The 11,717-nt window shown below is 49.0% G+C and carries 11 protein-coding genes; 10 read left to right on the top strand and 1 reads right to left on the bottom strand.

What is annotated here, in order from left to right; genetic code table 11:
• Window positions 1–76: 76 nt before the first annotated feature.
• The 7 genes from AB1L17_RS22065 to AB1L17_RS22095 are packed head-to-tail and all read left to right on the top strand — an operon-like array spanning window position 77 to window position 6,312.
• Window positions 77–676, top strand: coding sequence for a glycerol-3-phosphate responsive antiterminator (locus AB1L17_RS22065; RefSeq protein ID WP_412847273.1), 600 nt, complete (start codon window positions 77–79; stop codon window positions 674–676).
• Window positions 654–1,316, top strand: coding sequence for an HAD family hydrolase (locus tag AB1L17_RS22070; RefSeq protein ID WP_412847274.1), 663 nt, complete (start codon window positions 654–656; stop codon window positions 1,314–1,316). Before AB1L17_RS22065 ends, AB1L17_RS22070 begins: the two co-directional genes overlap by 23 nt.
• A 5-nt stretch (window positions 1,317–1,321) precedes the next feature.
• Window positions 1,322–2,389, top strand: a complete 1,068-nt coding sequence (locus AB1L17_RS22075; protein ID WP_412847275.1) for an ABC transporter ATP-binding protein — start codon at window positions 1,322–1,324, stop codon at window positions 2,387–2,389.
• Window positions 2,389–3,345, top strand: coding sequence for a carbohydrate ABC transporter permease (locus AB1L17_RS22080; protein ID WP_412847276.1), 957 nt, complete (start codon window positions 2,389–2,391; stop codon window positions 3,343–3,345). The genes AB1L17_RS22075 and AB1L17_RS22080 overlap by 1 nt, the downstream gene beginning before the upstream one ends.
• 26 nt (window positions 3,346–3,371) lie before the next feature.
• Complete coding sequence (locus AB1L17_RS22085; protein ID WP_412847277.1) at window positions 3,372–4,199, top strand: carbohydrate ABC transporter permease; 828 nt, start codon at window positions 3,372–3,374, stop codon at window positions 4,197–4,199.
• A 34-nt stretch (window positions 4,200–4,233) separates the two neighbouring features.
• Entirely contained in the window at window positions 4,234–5,562 is a 1,329-nt protein-coding gene (locus tag AB1L17_RS22090) for an ABC transporter substrate-binding protein (protein ID WP_412847278.1), read from the top strand.
• 30 nt (window positions 5,563–5,592) lie between these two features.
• The gene (locus AB1L17_RS22095; RefSeq protein ID WP_412847279.1) at window positions 5,593–6,312 is read left to right on the top strand and encodes a glycerophosphodiester phosphodiesterase; all 720 of its coding nucleotides are present in this window, start codon (window positions 5,593–5,595) and stop codon (window positions 6,310–6,312) included.
• A gap of 46 nt (window positions 6,313–6,358) precedes the next feature.
• Here the strand turns inward: AB1L17_RS22095 and AB1L17_RS22100 are convergent, their stop codons facing one another.
• Entirely contained in the window at window positions 6,359–7,321 is a 963-nt protein-coding gene (locus tag AB1L17_RS22100) for an MBL fold metallo-hydrolase (RefSeq protein ID WP_412847280.1), read from the bottom strand.
• A 161-nt stretch (window positions 7,322–7,482) separates the two neighbouring features.
• Here AB1L17_RS22100 and AB1L17_RS22105 point away from each other — a divergent pair, with 161 nt between their 5' ends.
• The 3 genes from AB1L17_RS22105 to AB1L17_RS22115 all read left to right on the top strand — a co-directional run bounded on the left by AB1L17_RS22105 (window position 7,483) and on the right by AB1L17_RS22115 (window position 11,304).
• Window positions 7,483–8,100 (top strand): SET domain-containing protein, encoded by a 618-nt coding sequence (locus tag AB1L17_RS22105; RefSeq protein WP_412847281.1) that lies wholly within the window; start codon window positions 7,483–7,485, stop codon window positions 8,098–8,100.
• 79 nt (window positions 8,101–8,179) lie between these two features.
• Window positions 8,180–9,847, top strand: coding sequence for a glutamine--tRNA ligase/YqeY domain fusion protein (locus AB1L17_RS22110; protein WP_412847282.1), 1,668 nt, complete (start codon window positions 8,180–8,182; stop codon window positions 9,845–9,847).
• 122 nt (window positions 9,848–9,969) lie between these two features.
• A complete protein-coding gene (locus AB1L17_RS22115; RefSeq protein WP_412847283.1) occupies window positions 9,970–11,304 on the top strand; it encodes an APC family permease in 1,335 nt (444 codons plus the stop codon).
• Window positions 11,305–11,717 lie beyond the last annotated feature (413 nt).

Genomic DNA, 11,717 nt, shown 5'->3' on the forward strand with positions numbered 1-11,717 from the left:
AAGCACTTTCATCGAGAGTTCTTTGGCATTGTCATGTCGCAGGTTTTTTTGTCTTGGGCAAAGGAGGCTTAAGCGAGTGAACCAGGAACAATTTCAGGCAAGACTGGCACAATACAAGCTGATCGCTTCCGTAAAAGAAGCGAAGTACCTGGAAAAAGCGGCAGAAGCAAGCTTGAGTGCAGTGGTACTCTCGGTAGGCAATATCGGTGTGATCAAAGGCTACGTGGATTTCTTCAAGACGAAGCATATCCCTGTATTTTTGCATTTGGAGAGGATTGGCGGTATCAGCCATGACCGGGAAGGCATCGCTTTTCTGGCGCATTACGTCAAGCCAGACGGAATCGTGACGACGCGCAACACACTGGTCAAGCTGGCGAAAAAGCAAGGCTTGCTGACGATCCAGCGCTTGTTTTTGGTAGACAGCGACTCGATTAAGTCAGGCTTAACTTCCTTGCAGGATACACAGCCTGATGCAGTAGAGCTGATGCCTGCTATGCTGCCGGAGTTTATCGAAGAATTTCGGAGCGTGATCGATACCCCGATCATTTCAGGTGGGCTGATTCGCAAGCGGGAACAGATGGAAGAAGTATTGCAGCATGGAGCGACGGCCGTTTCAGTCGGAAGTCCCCTATTGTGGAAGGAGTGTTTCATGCATGATTCAAGCGCTGTTATTTGATTTGGACGGGACCTTGCTGGACAGTCGGGATGCGGTCGTGGACGCCGTAGCTTTTACGGCAGAGCAGTACGCTCCGGGGCATTTTAGCAGAGAAGAGCTGCTCGCTCGTTTTGGCGAATCGTTTGATGATTTTTTGGCGGCAGTGGCCACCGCAGCAGGCGTTCCTGACAAAAAAGAAGTGCTGAAGAGATACTTCGCCTACGTACGGGAGCATCATGAAGATCATGTCAAACTCTTTCCGTTTATTCGAGAAGGGCTGGAGAAGCTGAAGGCAGCAGGCTATCAGCTTGCGATCGTGACGAACAAGCAGAGAGAGTTTACAATGGCTGGTCTGGAGATGGCAGGGATCGAGCATCTGTTTGAGACAATTGTCACCGTCGATGATGTATCGCGAGGCAAGCCGTCAGCCGAACCTGTACAAAAAGCACTGGGGGCGCTCGGTAAACAGCCCGAGCAAGCCATGATGATCGGAGACAGCCGCTATGATGTACTGGCTGCAGTAGGCGCTGGTGTTCAGTCTGTTGTGCTGGAGTGGTACGGACAAGAGGAATGGCTCTACGCCACACCGGATTATCGCTACGCCGACTTCGAGGCATTTGTTACGGAAATGCTGGCCGCAAAGGCACTAGGAGGGAAATAAAAAAGATGGCACGAGTGGTGTTGGAGCAGGTAACGAAAACCTTTCAGAACCAAAGCGTGGTCAAGGGCCTTGATTTGGTCATCCCGGATGGCTCCTTTACGGTTCTGGTAGGTCCGTCCGGTTGTGGGAAATCGACCACACTCAGGATGATCGCGGGGCTGGAAACGGTGACTGGTGGCAAGATCAATATCGGTGATCAAACGGTGAACCATTTGCCACCCGGTAAGCGCGATGTAGCGATGGTTTTTCAAAATTACGCGCTCTACCCAACGATGAACGTGTACGACAATATCGCTTATGGCCTGAGAAATCGAGGAACTTCGAAAAAAGAATGTCAGGTCCTGGTGGAAGAAATCGCAGAAATCGTGGGCTTATCAGACTATCTCAAACGAAAGCCGTCTCAGCTCTCAGGTGGTCAGCGGCAACGTGTCGCACTCGCTCGTGCGATGGTGAAAAAGCCAAAGGTTTTCTTGATGGACGAACCGCTCTCCAATCTGGATGCGAAGCTGCGGAATCAGATGCGAGTGGAATTGACTGGCCTGCACAAGCAACTGGGTACCACCTTCATTTACGTAACACATGATCAAGTAGAGGCAATGACGATGGGCGATCAAATCGTCGTCATGAATGATGGGCACATTATGCAAGTAGCTGCCCCGATGGACTTGTATCAGGAGCCGGAAAATCTGTTTGTCGCCCAATTTATCGGTTCTCCGGCGATGAACATTGTTTCGGCGGAAGGCAAGAGTGAGCATCTGTGGGGATTCCGCCCGGAAAAAGCAGCTTTGCTGCCTGCTTCTGTCTCTACCATCTCTAGTGAAGATCAGTGGAATGCACGAGGTCAGGTGGTATCCAGAGAAATTCTTGGCTCAGACACACTCTTTCACGTTGAGACGGAAAAAGGCAGGGTCATCGTCAAAGCGGACTCGGAGGTAGCCATGCAGGTCGGTTCCTCGGTCACGGTTACTGTACAGTGGGAGTACATGTATGTCTTCGAGAAGGTTAGCGGAAAACGAGTTGGACGCATGAGCGGAAGAGAGCCTGTATCGATACGTGCAGGAGGGGATAGCTGATGCGAAAAGCGGCAACTGTACAGGAGTTGCCGGGTGTAAGCCAGTCGAAAACAGAAGTGCGTCCGTCGGCAGCTACATGGTCTGATCTCGCTACCCGACTGCGTCCGTACTTGTATCTGGCACCCGCATTGATTAGCTTTGCCTTGTTTTTCTTTTATCCGATTGGCTCAATCATTTATTTGAGCTTCCAGGACTGGTCTTTGATCAATCTGGAGCAAATGGAATGGGTCGGCTTGCAAAACTACCAAGACTTGATGGTGGACGGAGATTTTCATCAGGTACTGGGAAATACTGCGGTCTTTACCTTCGCAACAGTGGGGATCGGCCTGACTCTATCCTTCCTGCTCGCATTATGGCTGAACAAAAAGGCTAAAGTGTACGGCATTATTCAGGCGACGGTTTTCAGTCCCCACATCATTTCGCTGGTTTCTGTCTCGATGCTGTGGATGTGGCTGATGGACCCGCAGTTTGGCCTGTTGAACGCAGGGCTGGAAGCGGTCGGATTGCCTGCGTATACGTGGCTGACTGACCCGAAAAGCTCCTTGCTGTCACTCATTATCGTCAGCATCTGGAAAGGTGTCGGCTATAACACGCTGATTTTTATTGCAGGACTGCAAAGCATTCCGGGCGATATATACGAAGCAGCGGCGCTCGATCAGTCACCGTGGTGGCGGACGCTGAGGCGGATTACCATACCAATGCTGTCGCCGACGATTTTCTTCTTGCTCATTATCAATACGATCTCATCCTTTCAAGCGTTTGACACGATCGCCATTATGACGCAGGGCGGTCCGATCAATAGTACCAACATGCTTGTCTACTACATTTACGAGCAGGGTATGGACTTCTACAATGGCGGAATCGCTTCGGCTGCCTCTGTCATTTTGCTCATACTGGTAGGGATTTTAACCGCTGTGCATTTCCTGGTGATGTCCAAGCGCGTGCATTATCGCTGATGAACTCGTGAGAAAGGAGGAGCAGCATGTATCGAGTGGTTATGGCTTCACGCAAGACCGTGGAATGGATGGGGCTTTTGATTGTCGCTTTCTTGTTTGTCTTCCCGTTTCTGTGGATGGCCTCGACGGCTTTCAAAACGATGCCAGAGGTCAGGCAATTTCCCCCGACTCTTTTACCTGAGACGTGGGAGTGGAGCAACTTCATCCAAGCGTGGGAATCAGGTCCGTTCCTTACGTATACGTGGAACAGCATTCTGGTTGCGGTAGGAATTTTGATCCTGCAATTTCTGACGGCGGTGCCTGCGGCTTATGCCTTTGCCCGCTACAGGTTTCCCGGTCGCAATCTGTTGTTTGGTCTTGTCTTGATTGTTTTGATGATTCCCGGACAAGTCATCTTTTTACCGATTTACGTGCAATTGAGTGGCTGGGGACTCGTCAACACGCTGTGGTCGCTCATCCTGCCATACGCAGCCAGCGCTTTCGGGATCTTCTTACTGCGGCAAGCATTCATGCAGGTACCGGATGAAGTGATTGAGGCAGCACGTCTGGACGATGCCTCCGAGTGGAAGATCATGTGGACGATTATGGTCCCAATGGCGAAGCCTGTGCTGGTCACTTTCGGACTATTCAGCTTTATTTACCACTGGAACGACTACTTCTGGCCGCTGATCATGACCAATAGCGACGAGGTGCGCACATTGCCGATTGGAATATCCAGCTTGCACATGTCTGACGGCGGAACCTTGTGGAACGTCATGATGGCGGGCAACATGATCCTCATTCTACCGATTCTCGTGATTTTCTTTATCGCTCAGCGGCATATTATCAAAGCGTTTATCTATCAATCGAAATAAAAAATAAAAGATAACCTTGTGGGAGGACCTAATCATGTTATCGATGAAAAAGACAGGAACAATGTTGTGTGCATTGGCAATTGGTTTGTCGGGCGTACTGGCGGGATGTGGAGCAACAGGCAAAGAGCAGTCTTCAAGTACAGGAAGCACTTCGCAGCCTGCTGCGTCTACAGCATCCAGCGGTCCTGTCGAAATTGATTTCTGGTATGCGTTGGGTGGCGTTCGCGGGAAAACGATTGAGGATATGGTCAAAAAATTCAATGAAACACATAAAGATATTATCGTCAAACCAGCCTACCAAGGAGCGTATCAAGAGAACCACTCCAAAGTACTGGCATCTGTCGCAGCGGGCAACAATCCGGATGTCACGATGGTAGAGATCGCTTCGATCGCAGCATTCGCTGATGCAAAGGTATTGGAAGATTTGACTCCCTATTCGCAAGGGGATGAAAAGAAGTACATTCCAGGTCTCATGAAAAACTCTTATTGGAATGACAAATTATACGCAGTACCATTTAACCGTTCCACTCCACTCCTGTACATCAACCGCGACATGCTGAAAGAGGCGGGCCTTGATCCAAATGGTCCGAAAACATGGGATGAACTCGTCAGCTTCTCGCAAAAGCTGAGCAAGAAAGAAGGAGACAAAACTACCCGGTACGGCTTCTCAACACCAATTGATATCTGGTTCTACGAAGCACTTGTTTTCCAAGGCGGCGGGAGCATCCTGAGCGAGGACGGCAAGGAGCTGACCATCAACAACGAAGCAGGAAAAGCACCGCTTGAGCTCTGGTCCAAAATGGTGAAGGAAGGCATCATGAAGAACCCTCCAGGAGAGAACTACAACGCGTGGGATGTAGCGGAGCAAGACTTCCTCAATCAAAAGGTCGGCATGATTTTTACCTCGACGGGTTCCTTGACGGAATTGAAGAAAAATGCCAAATTTGACATGGGTGCAGCCTTCCTCCCAGCCAATAAAACCTTCGGTACCCCAACGGGCGGTGCGAATCTCGTGATGCTTGCGAAGTCGACCGATGCGGAGAAAAAAGCGGCGTGGGAATTCATGAAGTGGATGACCGACACGGAGCAAACTGTTCCATGGTCAATCGCTTCCGGTTATATGCCTGTCACGACTGAAGCAATCGATTCGGCTGAAATGAAAGCATTCTATGAAAAAGAGCCAAATTTCAAGGTCGCAGTAGATCAATTGCAATACGGCTATCCTCGTCCAATGGCTCCGGGTTACAAAGAATTGCAGGATGTGATTCAAAAAGAACTGCAGCGGTCTATGCTTGGGCAAGCGACTGTAGATGAAGCGATGCAGGTGGCAACGGAAAAAGGCAGCAAGCTTTTGAAGAAATAAGAGAATCGAAACGATAGAGGAGCTGGCGAAATGAACATTTGTATGGCACATCGCGGGTGGTCAGGCAAAGCCCCTGAGAATACAATGACAGCGATTCGACTGGCATTGGCAGAGCCAGCTATCAAAGCAATGGAAATTGATGTACAGCTGACGCGTGACGGGGTTCCGGTGTTGATCCATGATTTTACGCTGGAACGCACGACCAATGGCCGTGGTCTGGTCATGGATCATACGCTGGCTGAGCTGCGCGAGCTGGATGCAGGGAGCTGGTTTGGCGATAAGTTCGCTGGCGAAAGAATCCCTACACTGGAAGAAGTACTGGTTGCGGTAAAAGGTCGCTGCACGCTAAATATCGAGCTGAAAGCAACAAGTGACATGTACCCTGGTATCGCAGAAAAGGTGCTTGCGCTTGTGGAAAAGCATGGGATGAAGCAAGAGGTATACGTGACTTCCTTTGACCACGATTTGATTCGCCACGTTCGCACGCTGGATCAAGAAGTGCAGACAGGCCTGATTGTATATGGGCGTCCTGTGCTCATGCTTGAACAGATGGAAGCAGCAGGTGCCACGATCCTCTCGATGGATTATCTGTACTTGACTCGCCAGCTAACAGTAGCCGCGATTGAAAAAGGCTTCAAAGTCATCGCGTGGACGCTGGATGATCCGAAGCATATCCGCGAAGTCATCTCGTGGCATCCCCAGGTACAAATTTGCACGAATCATCCTGACCGGATGTGGGAGTTCGTATAAGGAAGAAAGCGAAAAGCCGTCGGAGATCCCCCGACGGCTTCTCTTTTTATGATGATTCCTGTGGCTGCATCTGCTTCAACAAATGCTTCACGTTGAGTTCATATATCTTGGAATAGCCCCAGTCGGCATAGGCTGCTGGTGTCTCGAGCGAAAGGGTAGAATCTCCCGTAATGGATGCTTTATCATGCAACTGACGTGCTTTTTCTAGCAAATGACTGAAATATTGCTGCACGACGGGAAGGGAATCCTTGCTTGTTACCAGGCCATGACCAGGAACAACTTTTTCAATCGGAAAATCGTGAAGAAGACGATCCAACAGCTCCATCCACTCTTCGGTATTCCCGTAAATGACAAGGGGATGAGTATTCACAGAAAGCAGGTCTCCAGTAAACAAAATCCCTTCATCAGGAAGATAGAGGACCGAATCACAAGGGGTATGCCCAGTACCCATGGCTCTGAGAACTGCGGAACGCTTCGTTCCATGCAAGGTCAGCGAATTTTCGAATGTCATCGTAGCAGGAGTAGGAACCAGTGTGGTCAGAGCGGCATCCATTGCGAGGAGATCGCCTAATTCATAAGACTTTTCCTCCCGTTTTTTCTCGTCCGTTTCTTCCTCGATTGCTTGTCTCACAGTAGCGGGGTATTCTGGATGTGCTTTGGCGAATACGAGGAACTGTTCCACATGCTCCAGAGTGAGCGCTCGTGTTTTTGCAGTAGAAAGAATGGGTGTGTTCGTAAAAACTTGATTACCGCCTACGTGGTCCATGTGAAAGTGGGAATTGATGACGAGGGATGCTGGTCTGCCAAAGAGATGGAGAGCCGCATCGTGTAAGGCTTGCCCTGCCTGGGGCGTATACATGGTGTCAAAGATGACGATTAGATCTCCCAGATCGATAATGCCTGCATTGCCCATGGCTCCGGTTCCGGGTTTTGCAATCGCAGCATACACACCTTCAGCTAGTGATTCCAGGGTGAAAAAAGGAGTTTGAAATGGATCGAACTGAGCCATACCTATGCCAACCTCCAGTTTCATTTACGATTATGTTTCGATTTCAGTATATAGTAGGAATATTTTGGTAACAACATTTCTTGCAGGCAAATACACACCTCTTTGATCGGAGTGCTTATGATGATAAAAAGGCATAATCGCCAAGGAGTGAAACATCAGCCATGATGCATCCCGATACAGAATTGCGCTATAGGAACGAGCAAATCGGGTACGGTGTGTTTGCGACAAAGCTGATTCCCAAAGGAACAATTGTATGGGCACAAGATGATTTGGATCAGGTATTGGACCCTGCATTTGTGGAAAGACTTGACTCATTACGAAAACAGGACGTACAAAAATATTCGTTCAAGAACCAGTTCGGAAAATACATTCTTTGCTGGGATAAGGCACGGTATGTGAACCACAGCTTTCATGCGAATTGTGTCGCCACCATGTATGATATGGAATTGGCTGCGAGAGATATTTTGCCGGGGGAAGAACTGACCGATGATTATGGAACGTTAAATCTGGATGAACCTTTTGATTGTTTGCCAGAGTCCGACACGGACCGCTCCAGAGTGATGCCGGATGATTTGCTTCGATATTATCCACAGTGGGATCGGATCGCAACGGAAGCCTTCCAACGTTTTAATGATGTTGAACAGCCCTTGCTGCATCTGATTTCTCCGAAGCATCTGGAAACGATCCGAGGGATCACGGAGCAGCGCCTAGCGATTGACTCTGTTATTCATCTGTATCACAAGCCGCAATGGCAAACGAGGCAGCAATGGGAGACGTGAGCGGGTCGGTCAACGACCCGATTTTGTTGAACTCTGGGTAGAGAATCAGTATTATGGAATGTAAAGGTGAAGTGAAAGGTTGATTTCATTGGAAAACAAGGTAGCGGCATCCAATTTTATCCGCAATATCATGATTGATGACATTCAAGAGGGCAAAGTAAAGGAAATTATTACCCGCTTTCCCCCAGAACCGAACGGGTATCTTCATATTGGACATGCAAAAGCGATCTGCCTCAACTTTGAGTTGGCACGGGAATTTTCCGGCAAGGCCAACCTGCGTTTTGACGATACCAACCCGGTAAAGGAAGACATCGAATACGTAGAAGCGATCAAGCGGGACGTTCAATGGCTTGGCTTCGAATGGGACGGGCTGTTTTTTGCATCTGATTACTTTGAAGAGATGTACAACCGTGCGGTGCTGTTGATTAAAAAAGGTCTGGCTTACGTAGACGATCTGTCTGCCGAAGACATGCGTAAAATGCGTGGAACATGGACAGAGGCAGGCACAGATAGTCCGTTCCGCAACCGATCTGTGGAGGAAAACCTGGACCTGTTTGCACGGATGCGCCAAGGGGAATTCAAGGACGGAGAAAAGGTGCTGCGTGCGAAAATCGATATGGCCTCTCAGAACTTCAACATGCGTGATCCGGTTCTGTATCGTATCTCTCATGCGACGCATCACAACACGGGCGACAAATGGTGCATCTATCCGATGTACGATTTCGCTCATCCGCTGGAGGATGCCATTGAGGGCGTGACACACTCTCTGTGCTCACTGGAGTTCGAAGATCATCGTCCGTTGTACGACTGGGTAGTCCGCGAGTGCGAAATGGAGAATGTACCACGTCAGTACGAATTTGCACGCTTGAACCTGACCAACACGGTTATGAGTAAACGCAAGCTGAAACAGCTTGTTGATGAGAATGTAGTAGACGGCTGGGATGACCCGCGCATGCCAACCATCGCAGGCTTCCGTCGTCGTGGCTATACACCGGAAGCGATTCGTACATTCGCTCGTGAAGTAGGGGTAGCCCGCGCCAACAGCACCGTTGACGAGAAAATGCTGGAGTATTTCATTCGTGAGGACCTGAAGCTGAAGGCACCACGTACGATGGCTGTTTTGAATCCGTTGAAGGTCGTCATTACGAACTATCCGGAAGGACAAGTTGAGATGCTCGAAGCGGAGATCAATCCAGAGAACCCAGAGATGGGCAATCGTCAAATTCCGTTCTCTCGCGAAATCTACATCGAGCAGGACGACTTCATGGAAAACCCGCCGAGCAAGTATTTCCGCCTGTTCCCTGGAAATGAAGTGCGTCTGAAGCATGCTTACTTCATTAAATGCAATGACGTCGTGAAGGATGCGGACGGCAATGTGATCGAGATTCATTGCACGTATGACCCTGAAACGAAGAGCGGCAGCGGTTTTACAGGTCGCAAGGTAAAAGGTACGATTCACTGGGTGGATGCGACTAATGCGGTTCCTGCTGAATTCCGTTTGTACGAGCCATTGATTATGGATGATGAAGATGCAGAGGGCACATTCCTCGACAACATCAACCCGAATTCGTTGGAAGTGCTGCAAGGCTATGTGGAGCCAAACATGAAAGAAACCAAGCCACAAGACAAATATCAATTTTTCCGTCATGGCTATTTCAATGTCGATCCGAAGCATACGACAGATGATAAGCTCGTATTCAACCGTATCGTATCGTTGAAGAGCTCCTTTGAACTGCCAAAAGCATAGGAAATACTCGTATAAATCAAGCGCTGTTGTGCATGGAGAAACCGTGTGCAGCAGTGCTTTTTTCTTTCGTCATTATAAATTGGCGTGTATAATTATTCCTGTCAAATAAAGGGGGACGAGTAGTGAACGGGAGAGCAGAACTAACACGTAGTTTGAAGTTGCGACATATTGTCGTAATTGGGCTGGGCTACATGGCCCCGATGGCCGTTTTTGACACCTTTGGCATAGTTTCTGGAGAAACGGGAGGGCATGTTCCTGCTGCGTATGCAGTTACACTTCTTGCGATCCTGTTTACGGCGGCAAGCTACGGAAAGATGGTGCGGCTATTCCCATCAGCAGGGACCGCGTATACGTATACGCAGCAAACGATCCATCCGTATGCAGGATTTTTGGTAGGATGGGCGTCCTTGCTGGATTATTTGTTTTTACCGATGATCAATGCCCTGTTGACTGGGGTATACCTATCGTCCGTGTTTCCTGACGTATCGACCGCGTGGTGGATTATCGGATTCATTGTTTTGGTGACGGGGTTAAACGTATTTCGCGTCACGGTGACCGCATCCGTCAACTCGATTCTCGTTCTATTTCAAGTAGTGGTCGTCATTCTTTTTGCCGGCTTGGCGATTCGCGGGCTTATGCAAGGCGATGGGCTCGGCCATGTATTTAATCTGCGTCCATTTGTATCGCCGGACCTGTCAGTGATTGCACTGCTTTCCGGTGCGTCGATTCTTTGTTTCTCCTTCCTTGGCTTTGATGCGGTAACCACGCTAACGGAAGAAACTGTCGATGCGAAAAAGACGATTCCTCGCGGGATTATGCTTGTAGCACTCGCAGGAGGAGCGCTATTTATTACGGCATCTTATTTCATGCAATCATTATTTCCTGATGTTTCGGTATTGTCTGATCCAGAAGCGGCCTCTGCGGAGATTGCTTTGTTTATCGGAGGGACGATTTTTCAATTGGTGTTTCTGGCTGCTGCTTTGTCTTCGACGCTGGCATCCGGACTCGTATCAGTCACGAGTGTCACACGCTTGCTGTACGCAATGGGACGGGACGGATTTTTGCCGCGACGCTGGTTCGGCTATGTACATCCGAAGCTGAGAACACCGCTGCTCAACGTTTTGTTGGTTGGTGCGTTGATGCTGTTCGCTTTATATATGGATTTACTTACCGCTACGTCCTTTATTAACTTCGGAGCGCTGATCGCCTTTAGCTTCGTGAACATCAGTGTAATGGCGTACTATTTCCGCAAACAAAAGAACAAGCATATCAAGCATTGGTGGGGCTTCGTGCTGTCGCCGTTTATCGGTACAACGTTCATCGCCTTCCTGTGGATCAACCTCGAAGCAACGTCCATGATGCTCGGGTTGCTCTGGACCCTTGTTGGCTTGATCTATTTGTTGTACTTGGTGAAGGTCAAGAAAACCAATTTGGAAATGGTGCGGTTTGAGGAATAGCTGTAGTGGAGAAGAAGTGCATTTCCAGTCTACGCTTCGGCCTCCGCCCCGCAAGGGGAGATTGACTGCCCGCTTCGGAATAAATACCGGGAGCGCTTCAAACGTAGAAGTTTCGAAGAAGGATTTCATAAAGTGAAGCTGAAATTCCCCGCTATTCATTCCTGCGCTAGGTTGGGCTCCAGAGGCGCTATGACTGGAAATGCACTTCTTCTAACGTGGCTTTGGTGATCAGATTTGAAAGTGAATTCAGGAGGGAGAGAACAATGATTCTCTCTCTTTTTTTCATTAGCCTCCAGATTTACCCGAATGATAGCAGGAGAACAGCAAGCAGCTCACAGAGGAAACAGGAGAAAACCAGCTAATAGTTTGTCAAGTTTTTTAAAATCTTCTCTGTACTTGTGATATCATTTAAT

Source organism: Brevibacillus jepli (genome assembly GCF_047229145.1).
Classification (GTDB): domain Bacteria; phylum Bacillota; class Bacilli; order Brevibacillales; family Brevibacillaceae; genus Brevibacillus.